Source organism: Brevundimonas pondensis, from assembly GCF_017487345.1.
GTDB lineage: Bacteria > Pseudomonadota > Alphaproteobacteria > Caulobacterales > Caulobacteraceae > Brevundimonas > Brevundimonas pondensis.
In genome coordinates, this window is the sequence record NZ_CP062006.1 from 645,603 (window position 1) to 667,879 (window position 22,277).

At 67.6% G+C, this 22,277-nt stretch carries 15 protein-coding genes; 9 read left to right on the forward strand and 6 right to left on the reverse strand.

The window, feature by feature from the left end:
* Window positions 1–5: 5 nt before the first annotated feature.
* The 3 genes from IFE19_RS03495 to IFE19_RS03505 are packed head-to-tail and all read right to left on the reverse strand — an operon-like array spanning window position 6 to window position 4,527.
* Window positions 6–935 carry an alpha/beta hydrolase gene (locus IFE19_RS03495; protein WP_207825701.1) on the reverse strand — a complete coding sequence of 310 codons (930 nt, stop codon included), beginning with the start codon at window positions 933–935 and terminating at the stop codon, window positions 6–8.
* Window positions 932–2,467: an MFS transporter gene (locus tag IFE19_RS03500; RefSeq protein ID WP_404822155.1), complete on the reverse strand. Its 1,536-nt coding sequence runs from the start codon at window positions 2,465–2,467 to the stop codon at window positions 932–934. The genes IFE19_RS03495 and IFE19_RS03500 overlap by 4 nt, the downstream gene beginning before the upstream one ends.
* Window positions 2,464–4,527, reverse strand: coding sequence for a glycoside hydrolase family 97 protein (locus tag IFE19_RS03505; protein ID WP_207825703.1), 2,064 nt, complete (start codon window positions 4,525–4,527; stop codon window positions 2,464–2,466). The genes IFE19_RS03500 and IFE19_RS03505 overlap by 4 nt, the downstream gene beginning before the upstream one ends.
* Before the next feature lie 107 nt (window positions 4,528–4,634).
* Here IFE19_RS03505 and IFE19_RS03510 point away from each other — a divergent pair, with 107 nt between their 5' ends.
* The gene (locus tag IFE19_RS03510) at window positions 4,635–5,648 is read left to right on the forward strand and encodes a LacI family DNA-binding transcriptional regulator (protein WP_207825705.1); all 1,014 of its coding nucleotides are present in this window, start codon (window positions 4,635–4,637) and stop codon (window positions 5,646–5,648) included.
* A gap of 7 nt (window positions 5,649–5,655) precedes the next feature.
* Here the strand turns inward: IFE19_RS03510 and IFE19_RS03515 are convergent, their stop codons facing one another.
* Window positions 5,656–7,284: an alpha-amylase family glycosyl hydrolase gene (locus IFE19_RS03515; protein WP_207825707.1), complete on the reverse strand. Its 1,629-nt coding sequence runs from the start codon at window positions 7,282–7,284 to the stop codon at window positions 5,656–5,658.
* Window positions 7,281–9,113 (reverse strand): alpha-amylase family glycosyl hydrolase, encoded by a 1,833-nt coding sequence (locus IFE19_RS03520; RefSeq protein ID WP_207825709.1) that lies wholly within the window; start codon window positions 9,111–9,113, stop codon window positions 7,281–7,283. The genes IFE19_RS03515 and IFE19_RS03520 overlap by 4 nt, the downstream gene beginning before the upstream one ends.
* A 272-nt stretch (window positions 9,114–9,385) precedes the next feature.
* Here IFE19_RS03520 and IFE19_RS03525 point away from each other — a divergent pair, with 272 nt between their 5' ends.
* On the forward strand, window positions 9,386–12,178 hold the full coding sequence (locus tag IFE19_RS03525) for a TonB-dependent receptor (protein ID WP_207825711.1): 2,793 nt from the start codon (window positions 9,386–9,388) through the stop codon (window positions 12,176–12,178).
* Window positions 12,179–12,346: 168 nt separating this feature from the next.
* Window positions 12,347–13,648, forward strand: a complete 1,302-nt coding sequence (locus IFE19_RS03530) for a sugar MFS transporter (protein ID WP_207825713.1) — start codon at window positions 12,347–12,349, stop codon at window positions 13,646–13,648.
* Between the two features lie 65 nt (window positions 13,649–13,713).
* Here the strand turns inward: IFE19_RS03530 and IFE19_RS03535 are convergent, their stop codons facing one another.
* Entirely contained in the window at window positions 13,714–15,381 is a 1,668-nt protein-coding gene (locus IFE19_RS03535) for an MFS transporter (RefSeq protein WP_207825715.1), read from the reverse strand.
* A 221-nt stretch (window positions 15,382–15,602) separates the two neighbouring features.
* On the opposite strand from IFE19_RS03535, the gene trhO reads away from it, so the two are divergent.
* From trhO to IFE19_RS03565, 6 genes are all read left to right on the forward strand, one after another.
* Complete coding sequence (gene trhO / locus IFE19_RS03540) at window positions 15,603–16,550, forward strand: oxygen-dependent tRNA uridine(34) hydroxylase TrhO (RefSeq protein ID WP_207825717.1); 948 nt, start codon at window positions 15,603–15,605, stop codon at window positions 16,548–16,550.
* Between the two features lie 54 nt (window positions 16,551–16,604).
* Complete coding sequence (locus IFE19_RS03545) at window positions 16,605–18,224, forward strand: acyl-CoA dehydrogenase family protein (protein WP_207825719.1); 1,620 nt, start codon at window positions 16,605–16,607, stop codon at window positions 18,222–18,224.
* Window positions 18,225–18,324: 100 nt separating this feature from the next.
* Complete coding sequence (locus tag IFE19_RS03550) at window positions 18,325–18,798, forward strand: helix-turn-helix domain-containing protein (RefSeq protein WP_207825721.1); 474 nt, start codon at window positions 18,325–18,327, stop codon at window positions 18,796–18,798.
* 99 nt (window positions 18,799–18,897) lie between these two features.
* The gene (locus IFE19_RS03555; RefSeq protein ID WP_225910377.1) at window positions 18,898–19,374 is read left to right on the forward strand and encodes a hypothetical protein; all 477 of its coding nucleotides are present in this window, start codon (window positions 18,898–18,900) and stop codon (window positions 19,372–19,374) included.
* Window positions 19,319–19,645: a hypothetical protein gene (locus tag IFE19_RS03560; RefSeq protein ID WP_225910378.1), complete on the forward strand. Its 327-nt coding sequence runs from the start codon at window positions 19,319–19,321 to the stop codon at window positions 19,643–19,645. Before IFE19_RS03555 ends, IFE19_RS03560 begins: the two co-directional genes overlap by 56 nt.
* Window positions 19,646–19,785: 140 nt before the next feature.
* Window positions 19,786–22,161, forward strand: coding sequence for a TonB-dependent receptor (locus IFE19_RS03565; protein WP_207825723.1), 2,376 nt, complete (start codon window positions 19,786–19,788; stop codon window positions 22,159–22,161).
* Window positions 22,162–22,277 lie beyond the last annotated feature (116 nt).

Consider the following 22,277-nt stretch of genomic DNA (forward strand, 5'->3'; position numbering starts at 1 on the left):
CTCACTCAGGCAGGCGTCAGCAGGAATTTCAGCGGCACGTCGAGGCGGCCGTTCCACGAGGCCTCATTGTGCTGGGCGCCGGGGAACAGCAGGGTCTGGAAGTCGCGCGGGCCGTAGCCGCGCTCGCGGAAGACGGCGTCGATGCGGCTCTGGAAGACGGCGTAGAACTGATCCAGGGTCTCGTCGCCGCGATCGAAGTAGAAGCGGTGCGACCCCGGCGTCGGCAAGCCCTCGGCCACCACGCGGGTCCAGGCTCCGACCACCTGGTCGCGCCAGACGGCCAGGGCCGCCGGGTCGTCCAGTCCGTCGATGCGCAGCGGCCAGTGGGTCGACAGGCAGGCGGCGGCGCCGAAGACCTCGGGATGTTTCATCACCGCATAGAGTGAGATCAGCCCGCCCATGCTGGAGCCGCTGATCAGGGTGTCGGCCGGCCCGGTCAGGGTGCGATAGGTCTGGTCGATGAAGGGCTTCAGCTCCTCGACCATGAAGCGCAGGTAGGTGTCCGACAGCGGCGCGCCGCCATAGATGGCCTGGACGTCGTCGCGGACATCAGCGGGCAGGGCCTTGATCAGGTCGGCGGGGACGTATTCACGTAAGCGAAGCGGCGTGTTCCAGATGCCGACGACGATGGGGGCGCGGACCTGGCCGTTGGCGATCAGTCGGCCCAGATGCTCGTCGACGCACCATTCGCCGAAGTTGGCCTTGGAGGCGTCGAACAGGTTCTGACCGTCGTGCATGTAGAGGACGGGATGGCGGCTTGAACCCGCCTCATAGCCGGGCGGCAGCCAGACGGTGATGTTCCTCGGCTGGACGTGGGCGGAGGTGAAGTCCGGGTGTTCGACCAGCTTGCCGTCAACGGGGATATCCGCTGCGGCCCTGCTTGCGAAGGGCAGGGCGGCCAGCAGGCCCAGAGTCATGCGGCGCGACAGGCTCATGCCTTGTGCTCCCGCACGAACAGGGCCGAGACGGCGGCGATGAAGAAGCTGACGCCGCCGATGATCAGGGCGTAGACCGCCTGACCCGCGAACAGGTGTTTCAGGATCAGGCCCAGGATGGTCGCGGCCAGCAGTTGCGGCACGACGATGAAGATGTTGAAGACGCCCATGTAGACGCCCATCTTCCGCCCCGGCAGGGCGCCCGCCAGGATGGCGTAGGGCATGGACAGAATCGAGGCCCAGGCGAAGCCCACCCCGATCATCGGCAGCCACAGCAGGGCCGGATCGCGGATCATGGCCACGCCGATCAGGCCCAGGCCCCCGAGCACCAGATTGATGGCGTGGGCGCCGCGCCGACCCGTCTTTCGGGCCACGACGGGGATCAGGAAGGCGGCCAGCGCCGCCACCCCGTTATAGACCCCGAACAGCACCCCCACCCAGTCGGCCCCGGCGTTATAGGCGGCGCTGGTCGGATCGGAGGAGCCATAGTGGACCGCCGTCACCGTGGCGGTGGTGTAGATCCACATGGCGAACAGGGCGAACCAGCTGAAGAACTGCACCACGGCCAGACCCTTCATGGTGTCGGGCATGGCGAAGATGTCGTCGAGAATCTCCGTCAGGCCGTTGGTCCGCGCGGCGCGGCGATAGGCGGCGGTGGCCAGTTGCAGGGCGCCGAACACCGCCAGGGCGCCGGCCAGGATATAGAGCTCCTTCTCCCACCCTGAGGCGAAGACCACGGCGGCGACCGCCGCGCCCAGACCCAGGAAGGTCAGGCCGCCCAGGCTATAGAGGCCAGCGCCCCGTTCCGGCGAGGCCGGAACCGGGTCGTTCTCGGCCACTCCGTCAAAGGCGGCGATCTCGGCCGGGCTGTATTCCTTGGTCGTGAAGACGGTCCACAGCACCGTGCCCAGCAGGCCCGCCGCGCCGATGTAGAAGGCGAGCTTGACCGACAGCGGCACGGCCCCTTCCGCCGCCGTCGAGGCGACGTGGAAGACGTTGGATAGCAGCCACGGCAGGACCGAGGCGAAGACCGCCCCCGTCCCGATGAAGAAGCTCTGCATCGCATAGCCGGTGGTGCGCTGCTCTTCCGGGAGGTTGTCGCCGACGAAGGCGCGGAACGGCTCCATGGTGATGTTGATCGAGGCGTCCATGATCCACAGCATGGCGGCGGCGAACCACAGGGTCGGGCTGTTCGGCATCGCTACCAGGGCCGCCGAGGTCAGCAGGGCCCCGAACAGGAAGTAGGGCCGGCGACGGCCCAGCCGCCCCCAGGTCTTGTCGCTGAAGTGGCCGATGATCGGCTGGACCAGCAGGCCCGTCACCGGCGCGGCGATCCACAGGATGGCCAGGCTGTCGATCTCGGCGCCCAGGGTCTGGAAGATGCGGCTGGTGTTGGCGTTCTGCAGACCAAAGCCGATCTGGATGCCGAAGAAGCCGACGCACATGTTCCAGATCGCCCACATGGGCAGGCGTGGACGCGTGGCGCGCGGCGTCCGGCCTTCAGCGGACAGGACGGGGGCGGCTTCGCTCATCGGCGCGACTTCCTTCCCAGCGGCACGAAGCGGATGGCCTGACCGCCGCCGGGGGCCAGGTTCAGCGTCAGGGTATCAGCGGACGTGACTTCGCGCTGCTCGATGACGATGTCCTCGCGCTTCCCGCGATAGTCGGCGTTCGGCCCGTCGCGATAGATCTCCGCGCGATAGCGACGGCCGGCGTCGAGGAAGCTCAGCGAGGCGCTCAGGCTGCGCGGATGTTCGTCCGATACGGCGCCCAGGGCCCAGACGTCGGAATGGCGATCCTTGCGGGCGATGACGACGAAGTCGCCGATCTCGCCGTCCAGAACCTTGGTCTCGGCCCAGTCGACCGGCACGTCCTTGATGAACTGGAAGGGCGCGGGGTTGGCCTCGTAGTGGACCAGCAGGTCCGCCGCCATCTGGATCGGGCTGTAGATGACGACATAGAGGGCCAGCTGCTTGGCCCAGGTGGTCTGGATGCCGCCGGGGCTGCGCGTCTCCATGCCGAAGATGCCGGGCGTATAGTCCATCGGCCCGGCCAGCAGGCGGGTGAAGACCAGATTGGCCTCGTGCTCGGGCGGGTTGCCCGGCTGGCCCCAGGCGCTGAACTCCATGCCCCGCGCGCCTTCGCGGCTGATCATGTTGGGGTAGGTGCGGCGCAGGCCGGTGTCCTTGAACGGCTCGTGGGCGTTGACCGCGACCTGGTGCTTCGCCGCCGTCTCGATGACGCGCATGTGGTGCTGGGCCATGGGCTGGCTCTCATGCCAGGCCATGACGGCGCGGCCGTCGGGTCCGGCCACCCGCGCCCCGCCCGCGTCGGCGACATAGCCGGTCTTCACCGAATGCATGCCAAGCCGTTGATACAGGGCGAAGCCCGCCTCCATCTGCGGCTCATAGTGGAAGGCGTTGCCGCCGGTTTCATGGTGGCCGATCAGTTGCACGCCCCTGGCCCGGCCGTGCGCCGTCACCCGCTCGATGTCGAAGTCGGGATAGGATTCGGTGAAGCTGAAGTCCGAGCCGTTGGCGAACCAGTCGCCGTCCCAGCCCTTGTTCCAGCCCTCGACCAGCACCCCGCCGAAGCCGTGTTCGGCGGCGAAGTCGATGTGCTTGATGGCGTTTTCGGTGGTGGCGCCGTGTTTCGGGCCGGAACCCCAGGACTTCAGCTCCAGGTGCATCTCCCACCAGACGCCGAGGTATTTCATCGGCTTGAACCAGCTGACGTCGCCCAGCTTGTTGGGCTCGTTCAGGTTCAGGATCAGGCTGGATTCGACCAGACCGGCGGCGCTGTCGCTGATCTGCAGGGTGCGCCACGGCGTATGGAAGGGCGCCTGCCGCACCACGGCGGCGTTGGTCAGGCCGGGCGTCAGCTGGGCGCGGAACTTCAGCCCCTCGGCGCGGCGCAGGTTCATGCCCGCATAGTCGATCAGGGCCGCCTCGTGGATCGAGACGTGCAGGCCGCTGTCGCCCCGCACGGTCATCGGCGTCTGGGCGCTGCCGACCGCGTCGATACGGGTACGGTTGTAGAGGTACTCCTCGCGGTTCCATTCCCAGGCCGGGATCCACCAGGCCTCGCCGTCCTCGGACAGGTTGAACTCGGTCAGTTCGGCGCCGATGCAGACGGTCTTCAACCCGTCCTGCTCGGGGAATTCGTAGCGGAAGCCCAGACCGTCGTCATAGAGGCGGCAGACCACGTCGAAGCGACGGCGCAGACCCGCCTTCTCGGTGAAGGTGACCCGCCATTCGTTGTAGTGGTTGCGCACATAACGGCGCTCGCCCCAGGGCTGCTCCCAGGTCTCGTCCACCGTGACGGGGGCGCCCGCCGTCAGGGTCATGTTGCGTTCCAGCATGGGGGCGTCGGTCAGCAGGAAGCCCAGCCATGAGGTGTCCACCACCTTGCGGCCCAGACGGCTGACCGCATAGGTCGGACGCCCGTCGTTGTCGGTGGCCATCTCGATCGTCAGCACCCCGCCCGGCGACGAGGCGCGCACGGCGTTCGAGGTCGTCTGCGCCGCAACAGGCGCGCCGAAGGCGAGAGCGGAGACGGTCCCGAGGGCGAGGAATGACCGGCGTTTCAACATAATCACGTCCTGTTACGAAGGCTCTTGCCAGACGCCGTTTGACGGGCGCATGAAAGAGCAAGATTTGCAGCAAATTTTGCAGCGACTGATTTCGGAGCCCGCGACCCTTGAGCCGCAAGTCCACGCGACTGGAAGACCTGGCCCAGCTGGCGGGGGTTTCGATCTCCACGGCGTCGCGCGCCCTGAACGACCACCCGGCGGTCAACGACCGGACCAAGCAGTTGATCTGGAAGCTGGCGCGCGAGCACGACTATCCGTTCCGCCGCTACATGCCCGCCGGTCCCATCGGCGCCGAGGCGACCATCGCCCTGGTGGTGCCGCGTCCGCAGGGGCGCGAAGGGCGCCTCAGCGACCCCTTCTTCCTCGAGCTTCTGGCCGGGGTGGGCGAGGCGGCGCGCGAGCGCGGCTGCGACCTGATCATGAGCCACCTGGCCCCTGCGACCTATGAGGACGTGGCCGCCGCCATGACCACCAGCCGCGCAGACGGCGTCATCTTCCTGGGCCAGAGCACCCTGCACGCCGCCTTCAACCGACTGGTCGAAACCGAGGCGCGCTTCGTCGTCTGGGGCGCGGAACTGCCCGATCAGCTCTACTGCTCGATCGGTTCGGACAATATCAACGGCGGGCGCCGGGCGACCCTGCATCTGGCCCGACTGGGGCGTAAACGCATCGTCTTCCTGGGCGACCTCGATCCGCCCGAGGCCATGCAGCGCCATCGCGGCTATCTGGATGCGCTCGCCAGCGCGGGCCTGCCGGTCGATCCGGCCCTGATCGTGGACGCCCATTTCGAGGTCGAGTCCGCTGAGGCCTCGGTCGAGTCCCTGATCCGGCGTGGCGTGGATTTCGACGGCGTGGTCTGCGCGAGCGACCAGATCGCCCTGGGCGCCGTGCGCGCCCTGATCCATGCGGGCCGCACGGTGCCGGGCGACGTCTCGGTCATCGGCTTCGATAACGTGCCCTTCAGCCGCTACTCGAGCCCTGCGCTCAGCACTATCGCCCAGGACACCATGAAGGCGGGCCGCCTGATGGTGTCCAAGCTGCTGGACCACGGCGGCGACGCCGCCGGCCGTTCGGAGCGCGTGCCTACCGACCTCATCGTGCGCGAGAGCTGCGGCGGCTGATCCCACTTCAGCCCGCCTCTTTGCGCAGCAGGACGCCGCCCAGCGGCGGCAGGGTTCCGGCCTCGCCAAGGTTCACGGCGTCGATGACGGTATAGCCCGCTGGCGCGGTCCAAGCTTGCGCCTCATGCCCCAGGTTGAAGGCCGCCAGCAGGGCCTCGCCGCCGCCTTCGCGGGTGAAGGTCAGGACCGGCGCGGTCGTCAGCACAGTCATCTCGCCGACCCGCAGCGCCGGATGGGCGCGGCGCAGGGCCAGGATGCGGCGGGTGGCGTTCAGCATGGACTTCGGGTCGGCGTTCTGGACGTCCACGGCCATCGCTGGATGGCGCGCGTCCACCGGCAGCCAGGGCTCGACGGTTGAGAAACCGGCGAAGGGAGCCTTCGCCGTCCACGGCATCGGGGTGCGGGCGCCGTCGCGGCCCAAAGTCTGCGGCCAGTTGGCGATGGCCTCGGGATCGACCAGACGTTCGAACGGCACCTCGCCCTGCGGTAGGCCCAGCTCCTCGCCGTAATAGACGAAGACATTGCCGCGCAGGGATACCAGCAGCAGCATCAGCATCTCGGCCAGCGCCCGCTCGTCGCGGCCCTCGGCCCAGCGCGAGATGGCGCGCGGGGCGTCGTGGTTGGAGAAGGTCCAGGACGGCCAGCCTTCGCCCTGCGCGCCCGGCCACATGGCCGCGCCGGTCTTCACCAGATCGGCCAGCATCCGCTCGGCGTAGAGGTAGAGGAAGCCGTAGGCGCTGTGCAGGTGACGGTCGTCGGCCGTGTATTCCTTCATCTCGCGGTCGGCGTGGTCGCCGCCGACCTCGGCCACGGTGAAGCGTCCGTCGCCGTAGCTATCGGTCAGGGCGCGCACCCGCTCCAGGAAGGGGGCGATGTCGGGGTGGGACTGGTTGTAGATCTTGTCCTGGAAGTCGAAGGGCCGGGTCCGCTTGCCGCCCGCCGGGAAGGCTGGATTGTCCTTCAGCGAGGGGTCGTTGATCATGAAGTTGATGGCGTCCAGCCGGAAGCCGTCCACCCCGCGATCCAGCCAGAACCGACCGGCGGCCAGAAGGGCGTCCTGCACCGCCGGGTTGCGGCCGTTCAGCTGCGGCTGCTCGGGCAGGAAGTTGTGCTGATAATATTGGCCACGCCGCGCGTCCCAGGTCCAGCCCGGCCCGCCGAAGACGGACTGCCAGTTGTTGGGCGGCGAGCCGTCGGCCTTGGGGTCGGCCCAGACGTACCAGTCGGCGTAGGCGTTGGTGCGGTCCTGACGGCTGGCCTTGAACCACGCATGCTGGTCAGAGGTATGCGACCAGACCTGATCGACGATGACCTTCAGCCCCAGGCCGTGCGCCTTCTCCACCAGTCGGTCGAAGTCGGCCAGGGTCCCGAACACCGGATCGACGTCGCAATAGTCGGCGACGTCATAGCCGAAGTCCTTCATCGGCGAGGTGTAGAAGGGCGAGATCCACACCGCGTCCACGCCCAGCGAGGCGATATGATCGAGGTGCGCCGTGATGCCGTTCAGATCGCCGACGCCGTCGCCGTTCGTGTCGGCGAAGCTGCGCGGATAGACCTGATAGACGACGGCGCCGCGCCACCATTCCTGGTGGGCCTGCTCCGGAGAGGGGACGACGGGGAGGGTCGCAAGGGTCACTGGGCGGGGCCTTCGGAAACGCAGATCATGTAGTCGAGCGGCGGCACGGTCACGCGGACCACGCCGGGGGCGGCGGAAGCTGTGGGGCAGGACCCGCGTGATGCGGTCCAGCGGGTCGAGGCGGCGTTGACCACGATGTTGGCGCTCAGAGGTTCGGTTCCGGTGTTGAACACCACCAGGGTCTCGCCGTCCTGATCGGGCAGGGCGCGGGTGATGGCGAACAGACCGGGCGCCTCGGCGGCGGCGCGCACCGTCTGTCGGCCGCGACGCAGGGCCGGGTCGGCGGCGCGCAGCCGGGCCATTTCGCTGATGGCGCGATAAAGCGGGGCTTCGCGGTCGTAGGGATTACGCAGGCCGCCGATGCGCTGTTCGGTGCGATAGCTTTCGACCTGGCCGTCCCACATGTCCTGACGCCCGCCGCCATAGCCGCCGCCGCCCGCGAAGCCCTGTTCATCGCCGTAGTAGAGGGTGGGCACGCCCCGGCTGAACATCATCAGGGCGTGGGCGAGGGTGGCGCGGGCCAGCAGTTCGTCATCCGACGCCTGCGGGTGGGCCTTCAGCACGAAACCGCCGATGCGGCCCATGTCGTGATTGCCCAGGAAGGTCGGCAGTTGCAGCGCGGCCTCAGCCCCGCCTTCATACAGGGCGTCGGCGGCGAACAGCTTGGCCAGGGAGTCCGGGGCCTTGGCGCCATTGGCCACGTCGGTGGCGACCGACTGGAAGCCGAAGTCGAGCACGGCGGGCAGCTTGTCGACCCGCGTGTGCTGGGCCAGGGCCGCCGGGTCGTGGTCATAGACCTCGCCGAAGATGTGGAAGTTGGGGATGCCGCGGGCCTTGGCCCGCTCCAGCATGGCCGGGACGAAGGCCTGCCAGAACTCGGGGTTCACATGCTTGGCGGTGTCGATGCGGAAGCCGTCGATCCCGTAGGCGTCGATCCAGTCGCCGAAGATCTCGATCATGCCTTGAACCACGCGCGGGTTCTCGGTGAACAGGTCGTCCAGACCGGCGAAGTCGCCGTGGGTCGAGCTCTCGCCCCGGAAGGTCGAGTCGCCCCGGTTGTGGTAGAGTAGGGGGTCGTTCAGCCAGGCCGGGACCTTCACCGTCTCTTCGCCAGCCGGGATGTAGGGCGTGTACGCCCAGGTCGGATCGGTCAGTTTGGCGAAGTCCGACGCATCCCCGTCGCCCCGGAAGCCGTCGTTGATCGCCGCCCCGTCCACGCCGCCGCGACGGGCGTAGGGATAGTCGGCGACCGAACGATAGGCGCAGTCATTGGCCGGGCATTCGCGATACTGGATCACGTCGGCCGTATGGTTGGTGACGATGTCCAGATAGACCTTCATGCCGCGCGCATGGGCCGCCTCGACCAGGGCCTTCATCGTCTCCGGCTCGCCGAAGTGGGGATCGGGGCGGGTGAAGTCGGTGATCCAGTAGCCGTGGAAGCCGGCCATGGGGCGGCCGACCGTCGGCTGCACCGCCTTGTTCTTGAACACGGGGGCCAGCCAGATGGCGGTGGCGCCCAGGCCCTGCAGATAGTCCAGCTTCTGGATCACCCCGGCCAGGTCGCCGCCGTGATAGAATTCGGGGCTGGACGGATCGAAGCCGCTGACCAGTCGGTCGGGCGCATAGCCGCCGTGGTCGTTGGCGGCGTCGCCGTTGGCGAAACGGTCGGGCAGCAGGAAGTAGATGACCTCGTCCTGGGGCGGGCGCTGGCGCATGGCCTCGATGGTCGAGGCGGCGGGCGTCTGGGCTGCGGCGGCTCCGGCGGCCAGCAGGCTCAGTCCGGACACGGCTCCGAGCAGAGCGTTCCAGCGGCGTGGCGTCCTGGGCATTGGCGGCCCTCCCTGTCCTGTCCTTCCGATACGATGCCGGAAAGATCGATTTGCAAGTTTTTGCAGCGACGGGCAGGCCTGTCAACTGCGCCGTTTTTGCCTTGTTTTCCAAGAAGGCTCCCATGTTGCGTCGCAATAATGGGCCATTCTGTGGGGTTTTCGAGCGAACATTGTCCGGCCTCAAATATTACCGGCTTGCAAGGTTGTCATAGATTTGCATAAGTTTGCGTCAGATCGCTTCATCAGAGAGCGACACACATGGGAGGATGACGATGGCTTATGGCTTCACCCGGCGTGCGCGCCTCATGACCGGCGGCGCCTTGGGCGTCGTCATGACCCTGGCTCTCGCGGGCGGCGTTCAGGCGCAGACGGCTTCGCAGGACGAGCAGGCGACCCAGGTCGACGAGATCGTCGTCACCGGCATCCGCCGCTCGATCGAGGCCTCGATCTCGGCCAAGGCCAACAACACCTCGATCGTCGAAGTCATCTCGGCTGAAGACATCGGCAAGCTGCCCGACGTGTCGATCGCCGAGTCCCTGGCCCGCCTGCCCGGCGTGACGATGCAGCGCCTCGACGGCCGCAGCCAGCTGATCTCCATTCGCGGTCTGGGCCCGGATTTCACCACCGCCCTACTGAACGGGCGCGAGATGGTCACGACCGGTGACAACCGCGGCGTCGAGTTCGACCAGTTCCCCTCGGAAATGATGTCCAGCGTCGTGGTCTACAAGACGCCCGACGCCGCCCTGACCGGCCAGGGCCTGGCCGGCACGGTCGACATGAAGACCATCCGTCCGCTGGACTACGGCCGCCGGGCCATCGTGGCCAACGCCCGCTATGAGTGGAACGACATCGGCGCCCTGAACTCGGGCACCACCGACCACGGCCAGCGCTACACCCTCAGCTACGTCGACCAGTTCGCTGACGACACCATCGGCATCGCCCTGGGCTACGCCCACATGACATCGCCCTATCAGTCGGAACGCTTCAACGCCTGGGGCTATCCGACCTACAGCGACGGCAACCTGCTGACCGGCGGGGTCAAGCCCTATGTCATGTCGTCGGAGCTGGAGCGCGACGGCTATATGGGCGTGCTGGAATGGCGTCCGAACGATCGGTTCCACACCACGCTGGACGCCTTCTACTCCGAGTTCAAGAACACCCAGGTCCTGCGCGGCATCGAGTTCCCGCTGGCCTGGGGCGGATCGTCGGGCGACTGCGCCTCGGTCGGCAATGTGGCCACGCCGAACGTCTGCCGTCCCGGTCCGTCGCTGCGCCCCGGCTACACCGTCGAGGACGGCATGATCGTCGCCGGGACGTGGGACAACATCAAGGGCGTGGTCCGCAACGACCTGAACAAGCGCGACAGCAACATCACGGCGATCGGCTGGAACACCGAGTTCTTCGCCAATGACGACTGGTCGTTCAACCTGGACCTCAACTACTCCAAGGTCGAGCGAAACGACATCATCCTGGAGACCAACGCCGGCACCGGCCGCAATATCAACGGGGCTCTGGATACCCTGGGCTTCGAGCTGACCGGCGATGGTGTGACCCGCTTCACCAGCCAGCTGAACTACGCCGATCCGGCCTTGATCAGGATCACCAGCCCGCAGGGCTGGGGCGGCGACGTGATTCCGGGCGGTCAGGCCGGCTATATGAACACCCCCTCCATCGAGGACGAGATCAAGGCGGTCCGCTTTGTGACCACCCGCCAACTGCATCAGAGCCCGTTCAGCTCGATCGACTTCGGCGTCAACTATTCGGAACGCAGCAAGTCCTTCGTCAACGACCAGTACTATCTGGCCGTGCCGGGCGGCGGCGATCTGTCCATCCCGACGCAGTTCCTGCTGTCGCCGACGGATCTGGGCTATCTCGGCATCTCGCAGGTCATCAGCTATGACGCCCTGGCCTTGGTCAACAGCGGCGCCCTGAATCGCATCCGCAACCCCAACGCCGACGTCGCGGCCGGCAACTGGGAAGTGACGGAGAAGGTCACCACCAGCTTCATCCGCGCCAATATCGATCACAACCTGTGGGGCATGCCGCTGACCGGCAACGTCGGCGTTCAAGCTGTCCATACCGATCAGTCGTCGAGCGGCTTCTCGGCCAGCCAGCTGGCGCCGGGCGTGTCGCAGACACTCGCCGTGCAAGGCGGCGCGGAATACCTGGAGATCCTGCCCAGCGCCAACTTCATCGTGGAGGCCGGCGACGACCTGTTCGTTCGCTTCGCGGCGGCCCGCACCCTGGCCCGTCCGCGCATGGACGACATGCGGGCCTCGCGGAACTACAGCTACAATCCGGCCCTGGCCCAGTCGGGCGACATCAATCGCTCGCCCTGGTCGGGCGGCGGCGGCAACCCGGAGCTGCGTCCCTTTATCGCTGATGTGGCCGACATCTCGATCGAGAAGTATTTCGCCAACCGTCGGGGCTATGTCTCGCTGGCGGCCTACTACAAGAACCTCGAGAGCTATGTTTACAACCACAACCAGATTTTCGACTTCACCGGCTATCCGATCGGCGTCGGCAACCCTGAACCGGCTCTGCGTCAGGGTCTGATCGGGGCGCCGGACAACGGCGACGGCGGCTGGATCAAGGGGGCGGAGTTCACGGTTTCGGCGCCGTTCGAAATCTTCCACCCGATGCTGGAAGGCTTCGGCGGCCAGTTCAGCGCCTCCTGGACCGACAGCGAGATCCAGCCTGATCCGACCCAGGCCCCGACGGCCTTGCCGGGTCTGTCGGAAACCGTGGTCAATACGACGGTCTATTATGAAAAGGCCGGCTTCCAGGCCCGCGTCTCGCACCGCTACCGTTCGGACTTCCTGGGCGAGGTCGCCGGCTTCGGCAACGGCCGCACCCTGCGCTCGGTCGCGGCGGAAAGCATCATCGACGCCCAGATTGGCTATGAGTTCCAGTCGGGTCCGGCCGAGGGTCTGTCGATCCTAGCCCAGGTCAACAACCTGACCGACGAGCCGTTCAAGACCTTCGAGAACGGCGACGAACGCCGCACCATCGACTTCCAGAAGTACGGCCGCACCTTCCTGGTCGGCGTCAACTACCGCTTCTGATCCCTTCTCTCTTCTGAGCCGACTGGGGGCCGTGTCTTTCGAGGCCGGCCCCCTCTTTTTGCCTCAGCATGATTTACGGGCCGGCGCCCGCTCTGGACGCCGCGCTGACTTGCCTAGACAGTTCTTGTAAATCGCGGCGCCGTCGTCGCGGTCCTTCGGGGAGCGACCATGAGCCAACCGCAAAACGGGACGGGGGCCGCGCCGCGCGGCACGGGCCTCGCCTTCGCCTATGTCACCAGCCTCTTCTTCGCCTGGGGCTTCGCCACCTCGCTGATCGATCCGCTGATCGCGGCGGTGCGGCGGGTGTTCGATCTCAGCTACACTGAATCCTTCCTGACCACCTTCGCCTGGTTCATCGCCTATGGCGTGGCCTCGCTGCCGGCGGCGGCGGTGCTGTCGCGGCTGGGCTACAGCCGCTCGATCATCGCCGCCTTGCTGACCATGGTCCTGGGCTGCCTGATCGTGCCGGCAGCCACCATCATCGACTTCTATCCCGGCATCCTGCTGGCCCTGTTCGTCATCGCCTCGGGCGTGACCCTGTTGCAGGTGGCCGCTAATCCTCTGGTGGCGGAACTGGGCACCAAGAAGAGCTCGCACTTCCGTCTGGTCTTCTCCCAGGCCTTCAACTCGCTCGGGGCGACGGTCGGGCCGTGGCTGGGGGCGCACGTCCTGCTGACCGGCGGGGTCTTCGCCGCCGGGGCGGTCGTCACCGTGGCCACGCGCGGCGAGTCCCTGCGCAGCATCGACATCGCCTTCCTGGGCATGGGCGCCTTCTTCGCCCTAATCGCCGCCTTCATCTTCTCGGCCCGGAAACAGATCAACGACGCCGCCCCGGCCCATGATGCGGCGGAACCGGTCGGCGCCGCCGCCATCGCGTCGGCGTTGAAGTCGCGCTGGGCCCTGTTCGGCGCCTTGGCCATCTTCATCTACGTCGGTTCCGAGGTGGCCATCGGCAACATGCTGACCAACTTCCTGTCCGGCCCCGACATCCTGAACATTCCGGTTCACGAGGCGGGCAAGATGGTCGCCCTCTACTGGGGCGGGGCCATGGTCGGGCGCTTCATCGGTTCCTGGCTGCTGACCCGCATACACGCCGGCGTGTTGCTGAGCATCTGCACCGTGGTCGCGGCCTCGCTGTGCCTGCTGGTGACCCAGACGGGCGGCGTCACGGCGGCCTATGCGGCGCTGGCCGTCGGCTTCTTCAACTCCATCATGTTCCCCAGCATCTTCACCCTGACGCTGGAGCGGTCCTCGGCGCCGGCCGCAGCGACCTCGGGCCTGCTGGTCTTCGGCATCATCGGCGGGGCCTTGCTGCCCCTGCTGGCGGCGCAGGTGGCCGACCGCTCGGGCGACATTCACCTGGGCTTCTTCGTGCCGGTGGCGGGCTATCTGATGCTGACCGTCTTCGCCGTGGCCTGCGCCCGCACCAAGGGTCGTGACAGCGAAGGCCCGGTCGCCTCGCCGCACTAGACTCACGACATCGACAGGGAAGGGCCGCGTCCGATCGCTCGGGCGCGGCCTTTTCTATTGAGCGGTCAGGACGACCGTGTCGCGTCCGTCAGCGGCTCGCCATAGTGGCGGTCGCCGTGCAGGTTGGCGGCCAGAGGCGCGGTCGTCCGTTCGATCAGGCGATGCACCACCGGTTTGTCCGGCCCCTGATGCAGGGCGTAGATGCGCTGAGAGATGTCGGCGTCGGCCTGGGTGATGCGCTGGTTGTGGCGGACGTAATCCAGCCAGGTCGCGGTCTGGTATTTCTCGACCCAGACGTCGGGCTCGGCCAGGTCGCGCATCAGACGCCACTGGCGGGCGCCGTCGCGACGGCGGACGCGGCGGCGCTCGTCCATCACGGCCAGGAAGGCGTCGATGTCCTCTTCGCGGATGCGATAGGCGATGGAGACGACGACCGGACCGCTGCGCGGCTCGATCGGCAGTTGCGTCTCGGGTTCGGTCCAGCGCCGCAGCAGGTCCATGTTCAGGTTGGCGGTCGAGGGCAGGGGGACCCGCAGCCCGATCAGGACGCACAGGACCAGCACCCCGGCCGACAGGCCGAGCGCCATGTCCAGCCCCTGCGTCTGGGCCAGCGAGCCCCAAAGCCAGCTGCCGCCCGCCATGCCGCCGAAGGCCGCCATCTGATAGAGAGCCAGGGCCCGCGCCACGACCCAGCGCGGCACAGACATCTGCACCGTGACGTTGAAGCTGGACAGGGTCAGCACCCAGCCTGCCCCGGCGACCATCAGGGCCGGCAGGGTCAGGGCCAGCCAGGGGCTGAAGCCGACCACGGCGGCCGCGACGGCGAAGGCCAGGGTGGAGACGCGCACTACGGTCTCCGTCTCGTATTTCGCGCGCAGCCTGCCGACGAACAGGGCGCCGCCGACCGCGCCCACGCCGAAGGCGCCCAGCAGCAGGCCGAAGGCCAGAGGTCCGCCGCCGCCCTCGCGCGCCACCAGCGGCATCAGGGCCTGAACCGCGCTGGCCCCGACGCCGAAGACCACGGCGCGCAGCAGCACGGCCGTCACCCGCGGCGACAGGAAGGCGTACCGCAGGCCCCCGGCCATAGCCGCAAGCAGGCCCTCGCGCGGCAGGGTCTGCTTGGGCCGGTCGGGCTTCCAGCGGAACAGGACGACCAGTAGGCCCAGATAGCTGACGGCGTTGACGGCGAAAGCCGCCGCCGCCCCCGCCGCCGCCACGATCATGCCGCCGATGGCCGGGCCGACGCTGCGCGCCAGGTTGAAGCCCATGGAGTTCAGGGTCACGGCCCCGGCCAGATCCTCACGCGGGACCATGTCGCCGACCGAGGCCTGCCAGGCCGGGCCGTTGAAGGCCGTGCCGCAACCGATCATGAAGGTGAAGCCGAGCAGGACCCAGGGTGTGATCAGTCCGAAATAGGTCATGACAGCCAGTCCGGCCGAGACCAGCAGCATGAAACTCTGGGCCGCCAGCATGATCTTGCGCCGGTCCACCGTGTCGGCCAGGGCGCCCGCCGCCAGCGACAGCAGCATGATGGGCAGGGTGACCGAGGCCTGGACCAGGGCCACCATCTGGGCCGAGGCGATGGAGGACATCATCCAGGCGGCGCCGACCGACTGGATCAGGCCCCCGAAATTCGTCACCAGGCTGGTGATCCAGACGGCGCGGAAGATCGGATGCTTCAGCGGCGCCAGCGCCCCGGTGCGCGCCGGGGGGGCGGTTTCAGGAGCGGTCATGACGCGGACCGGCTGGAACTGAACATCAGGATGACGGCGCCCGATCGGTGACTGCGGGGTGACGCCCTACTGCACCCCTTTGGCGGCGGCTTGGCAAGGCGAGGCGACGACTTTCGCCCGCTTCATCATGACTTCGCCGAAAAGGGCGGCGATGACGCGCCCGGTCGTAGCCCCTATAGAGGCCGCTGCTCCTTTCGCCTTCCACCCGGACCGTCGCCCCGATGTCTGAAACCGCCTCGCCCGTCTGCGTCGCCGCCCTCTATCGCTTCGCGGCCATAGAGGATCGCGAGGTCGTGCGCGTGCGACTGCTGGACCTGTGCGGGGACGAGGTGCGCGGCACCCTGCTGGTGGCGCACGAGGGGATCAACGGCACCATCGCCGGACCCGAGGCCGCCGTCGCCCGCGTCGTGGACGGGGTGCGGTCCCTGCCGGGTTTCGACCGGCTGGAACTGAAATACTCGACCGCCGAGGCCATGCCGTTTCACCGCATGAAGGTGCGGCTGAAGGCCGAGATCGTCACCATGGGCGTGACCGACATCGACCCGGTGGACGGCGTCGGCGCCTATGTCTCGCCCCAGGACTGGAACGCCCTGATCGCTGATCCCGACACGATCGTCATCGATACGCGCAACGACTATGAGGTCGAGGTCGGCGTCTTCGAGGGCGCGATCCAGCCCAACACCCGCACCTTCCGAGAATTTCCCGACTGGTTCAGGACCGAGGGTCGCGCCCTTTTGGACCGGCCCAATCCGCCCAAGGTCGCCATGTATTGCACCGGCGGCATTCGCTGTGAAAAGGCCACAGCCTTCCTCAAGGCCGAGGGCGTCGAGCAGGTCTTCCATCTGGAAGGCGGCATCCTGAAATACCTCGAGACCATCCCCGAACCCGAGAGCCTGTGGCGCGGCGACTGCTTCGTCTTCGACGAGCGCGTGGCGGTCGGGCATGGTCTGAAGGAAGGCGACCACAGCCTGTGCCGCGGCTGCCGCATGCCGGTCAGCCCCGAGGCGCGCCTGTCGCCCCTCTATGCCGAGGGCGTCTGCTGCGAGCGGTGCCACGCTGCGCGCTCGGACAAACAGCGCGAAGGCTACGCCGAGCGGCAGAAGCAGATGGAGATCGCGGCGCGACGCGGCGTCGGGCATGTCGGCGCGGTGCAGAAGCGGTCGGACTAGCCGCTCGCGCGCGGGCCGTGCCATGCTGGCTCCGAGCCTGAAGGGAGCCCGCCCATGTCGTCCTTCCGTCCCGTCGCCGACCTGGACACCCATGAGGTGACCAACCAGCCGCCGCCGCTGGAGGACGTCAACCTGTTCACCGGCGACCGGGCGCTGCTGGACGCCGTGCGGCGCGCGGGCGGAGAACAGCATGAGATGCGGCTGACGGCGCTCGGCGCCCGCTGCGGCTCGGCTGAGGTTATCGATTGGGGCGTTCAGGCCAACCGCGTGCCGCCGGTGCTGGACACCCATGACCGCTATGGCCGCCGCATCGACGAGGTGACCTTTCATCCTGCCTATCATCAGCTGATGCAACTCGGGCTTGAGGCGGGGCTGGCCTCCGCCGCCTGGGACGGGACGGCCAACGGCCACGTCCTGCACGCCGCCATCCTGTTCCTGACGGGACAGGCGGATTCGGGCACCAGCTGTCCCATGACCATGACCTACGCCTCGGTTCCGGCCCTGATGGTCGAACCCGGCGTCGGCGCTTCATGGGTCGAGAAGATCAAGGGCGGGCGCTACGACCCCGCCGTCCGGCCCGCGACCGACAAGGCGGGCGTGACCATCGGCATGGCCATGACCGAGAAGCAGGGCGGGTCCGACGTGCGCGCCAACGCCACCCGCGCCGAGCCGACGGGCGAGGAGGGCTGGTATCGCGTGACGGGGCACAAGTGGTTCTGTTCGGCGCCCATGTCCGACGCCTTCCTGACCCTGGCCCAGGCGCCGGGCGGCCTGACCTGTTTCCTGCTGCCGCGCTGGTTGCCGGACGGGACGCGCAACGCCGGGTTCCGGGTCATGCGGCTGAAGGACAAGATGGGCGACCGTTCCAACGCCTCGTCCGAGGTCGAATATCACGGCGCCCTTGCCCAGAGGATCGGCGAGGAGGGGCGGGGCGTGGCCGCCATCATCCGTATGGTCCAGCATACGCGGCTGGACTGCGTGATCGGCTCGGCCCAGCAGATGCGCGGCGCCCTGGCGCAAGCCGTCTGGCACGCCGCCCACCGCACAGTCTTCCAGAAGCGGTTGATCGACCAGCCGATGATGGCGGCTGTCCTGACGGATCTGGCGGTCGAGAGCGAGGCGGCCACGGCCCTGTCCCTGCGTCTGGCACAGGCCTTTGATCAGGAGGACCCGCTGGCCCGTCTGGCCACCCCCATCGCCAAATACTGGGTCTGCAAGCGCGCGCCCGGGATGGTCTATGAGGCGATGGAGAGCCTGGGCGGCGCCGGCTACGTCGAGACCGGCCCCATGCCGCGCCTGTTCCGCCAGTCGCCGCTCAACGCCATCTGGGAAGGCTCGGGCAACGTCATCGCCCTGGATGTCCTGCGTGCTTTCGGCCGCGAGCCCGAAGCGGTCGCGGCCTTGCACGCCTTCCTTCAGGCCCAGCGCGGGCCTGATGCTGTCTATGACGCCTGGATCGCCGATCTGGACCTGACGGAGGCGTCGGAAGCGAACGCCCGCTGGACCGTCGAACGTCTGGCGCTGGCGCTGCAGGCGGCGGTGCTGCTGGAGGGTGAAAGTCCGATCGCCCACCTTTTCTGCCGGTTGCGGCTGCAGCCGCAAGGTCGATTTTATGGAGCCGTGGACGGCGCGATCGATACTCGAAGAGTGCTGGATCGCGCCCTGCCGCGCTGATTGATGGCGTGACACCTAATAACCACGACGTAAGTAAAACCTCGAGGCGCTCGTTTCCATCTCTGGACGAACCATGCGTTGAATCGTTAACGCTGCCTTCGTGACCCTAGACGCAGAAAATCCCAGGCTGACCCCTCGCGAACGAGAAATCGTCCTGCTTGCCGGCCGCCGTCTGGGTGACAAGGAGATCGCGCAGCAACTGAATCTGTCGCCGCGCACCGTCCAGAATCACCTGCATCGCGCCTATGAAAAGCTGGGCGTTTCCGATCGGTTGCAGGCGGCGCGCCGACTGAGTGATTCCTACTCAGGGGGATCAACCCCCATATCCGAAGCCCCCTCGGTCAAGCCATCTCCTCCTGTCTCCGCAGCGCTTTTGACAGTGCTCGAGAACGGGAAGATGCGGCGGTCGCTCTATGAGCGGTACATCGCATTGGACGGCTGGCGCCGACCCAGGAAGCTGGGGGGCTCCCTGCTGTGGCTGATCCTGGGCTGGGCGCTTGCCTGGCTGTTGATCGCCGCGGTCGGCGCCAGTCTCGCCAATCCCGTTCTAGAGCTGATCCATCGCCTGCGGTGACATGGCCGTCATCGGAGGTGGGCGTGGGCGTCAGATTCAGATAATTTCGCGGCCAAGGTCGGCTGTTCCCTGTCGTGCGCAGCGCGCCGGAGCCTGAGGATGCATCCTCTTCAGATTACCCTCATCACAGCCAACGCCGTCGGCTTTTCCCTTCTGCTGTGGAAGGGGCGGCTGGACGATCGTCTGGCGGTGCTGGTCATGACCCTGACCCAGATCGGGTCGTTCGCGCTGACTGAAGTCACGTGGAACGGGATGCGGGCGGGGCTGCTGTCGATGGACCTGCTCTGCTTTCTGTTCCTGTGGGGGCTGGCTGAGCGCGGGGGGCGATGGTGGCTGGTGCTGGCGGCAGGCTTCCAGCTGATCGGCCTGCTCGGGCATTTCGCACCCTTCCTCGCGCAGGAGCGACTGGCCTGGGCTTTGGTAACCCTGCTGTGGGGCGTTTGGACCCTTGTCAGCATTACGGTGTTCTTCGGCGTCTGGGAGGTTATGGCCGACCGACGTTTCGCCCGGGAGGGGCGTGATGGCGCAAGAATGGACCATGGAGGCGGCGCGCGCGCTGCTGCATCAATGGAATAGACGCAAGGTCGAGGGGGCGGTCCGCGTCGGCGGGCTGTCGGTCGATCTCGACGCGGTGGAAGCCTGGCTGCTGGATCAGAAGCCGGCGTCACTGGCCGAGGCCGAACGGCTTCTGGACCTGATCGTGGCGCATCAAGCCGGCGTGGACGGCGATCTGATCGGCCTGTGTCGGGTCGGCGGGGCGGTCCGTAATGATCTGAGTTGTCACCGCAGCCGGGTGGACGTCAGTTTCGCCCCCTGCGCCTCTGGACCGATGGCCGGGCGGGCCTGAAAGTCATCGTGTGCTGACGAAAAGTCACCGATTGCTGACCCAAGGTAAGGCTTTCAACGGCTGAAACCGACTGCTAGAGCGCGGCTTCTGTCCGCGACAAAGGCCGTGCGCCGTCGCTCCGCAAAGCGGTTTCCCCTTTCATGAACTCCTCTGTCCGCGCCGCGTATCTCGCGTCCGTCGCCTTGCCCCTGCTCGTTTTCGCCGCGCCTGTCTTCGCGGAGGATGCGGCGACCGAGGGGCCGACCCAGGTGTCCGAGATCGTGGTGACGGCCCAGCGGCGCGAGGCCACGCTGGCGTCCACGCCCCTGTCGCTGACGGTGACGGCCCAGCCCCTGCTGAACGACGTGGGCGTGCGCGACATCAAGGACCTGCAGATCCTGACGCCGGGCCTGATCGTGGCTTCGACCTCGAACCAGACCTTCACCACGGCCCGCATTCGCGGCGTCGGCACGGTGGGCGACAATCCGGGGCTGGAAAGCTCGGTCGGCGTCATGATCGACGGCGTCTATCGCCCGCGCAACGGCGTGGCCCTGGGCGACCTGGGCGAGGTCGAGCGCATCGAGGTCTTGAAGGGCCCGCAGGCCACCCTGTTCGGCAAGAATGCGTCGGCCGGCGTCATCAACGTCGTCACCGCCGCCCCGTCCTTCACCCCGCGCATGGCGGGCGAGGCGACCTTCGGCGACTACGGGACCAAGGGCGGCTCGGTCTCCCTGACCGGCCCCCTCGTGGACGAGGTGCTGGCCGGGCGTCTCTATGTGGCCGCGCGCCGCCGTGACGGCCTGTCCGACGTCAGGACGGGCGACGGCCCGCGGACCGCGACCGACGATCAGACCGAGCATTACGACACCCTGCGCGGCCAACTGCTGTGGCGCGCCACGCCCGACCTGACCGCCCGCCTGACTGCCGACTGGACTGAGCGGGACGAGCGCTGCTGCGTCGGCGTGCAGCTTGTCACCGGCGGAACGGCGCCCCTGTTGGCCACCTTTGCCCCTGACGGCGGGGTGGCGGCGACGCCGAACCCCTGGGCGCGGGTGGCCTACTCGAACCGCGACACCAACACCCGCATCCGCGACCGGGGGCTGGCCCTGCATCTGACGGCCGACCTGGGCTGGGCGAAGCTGGACAGCACCACGGCGGTGCGCGACTGGCGCGGCGTCATCAGCCAGGACTGGGACTTCACCTCGGCGGACCTGGCCTATCGTCCCGACGACGGCAGCTGGTCCAACCGCTTCCGCACCCTGACGCAGGAGGTCCGTCTGTCGGGCCAGAGCGGGCGTCTGGACTGGGCCGCCGGAGCCTTCCTGTCGGACGAGAAGCTGACCCGTCGCGACAGCCTCTTCTACGGCGCGGACTACGAGGGCTACGTCAGCCGTCTGCTGTCGCGCTCGACCGTCAATCCGCTGGGTGATCCCGCCCATGTCTCGACCCTGACCGGCCTGCCCGTGGGCCAGAGCTTTGTCGAGGGCGAGGGGCAACTGGACCGCTACTGGCAGACGACGCAAAGCGCCGCCCTGTTTGCCCAGGCCTCATACGCCGTGACCGACCGCCTGACCCTGACCGGGGGCCTGCGCCGCACGCATGAGACCAAGGACATGAGCGCGGCCTATGAAAACACCGACGGCGGACGCGCCTGCGCCGCCGCCCTGGCGCGGGGCGTGGTCAACGGCACCCTGTGCCTGCCCTGGTCCAACCCGGCCTTCAACGGTCTGAAGACGTCCGAGACGGTCAAGGACGAGGCCTGGACCGGTCTGGCGCGCGCTGAATATCAGGCGACCGAAGGCTTGCGCCTCTACGCCGGCTGGTCGCGCGGTCGCAAGAACGGCGGCTTCAACCTGGATCGCGGTCAGACCAATCGCGTGCCCGACGCCTCGCGCGCGTTCGGGGCAGAGACCGCCGACGCCTGGGAGGCCGGGGTCAAGAGCGTGATGCTGGAGCGCCGCCTGCTGGTCAGCGCCGCCGCCTTCCGCCAGACCTATGATGACTTCCAGTTGAACACCTTCCTGGGCACCACCTTCCTGGTGCGCTCGATCCCGGAAGTGCGCGCCAAGGGCGTCGAGGCGGACTTCATGTTCCTGCCGCTCGAAGGCCTGTCGTTGCAGGGCGGCGTCACCTACGCCCAGACCGAGTACGGCCATGACCCGATCGCCGGCCTGCCGCTGCTGGCCGGCCGTCGCCTGAATTTCGCGCCCCTGTGGAGCGGCTCGTTGGCCGGGACTTATGAGCGTCCGGTGGGCGCCGGGCTGACCGGACGGGTCACGCTCGCGGCCAAGTATTCGTCGGAATACAACACCGGTTCGGACCTCGACCCGGCCAAGAGCCAGCCGGGATTCTGGCTGGTGGATGGGCGCGTCGCCCTGGCCAAGGATGAAGCCTGGAGCGTCGAGCTGTGGGGCCGCAACCTGTTCGATCAGGACTACCGCCAGGTGGCCTTTGGCGCCCCCTTCCAGTCGGGCACGCTTGGCGCTTTCCTCGGGGCCCCGCGCACGGTGGGCGTGACGCTAAGGGTGGTGCGCTAGGCCTCTTCCTTCTCCCCTTGAGGGAGAAGGTGGGCGCCGGAGGCGTTCGGATGAGGGGTGTCGGCGGAGCCTTCGACATGAGGCCATGTGCGAATTTCATCGCACCCCTCATCCGT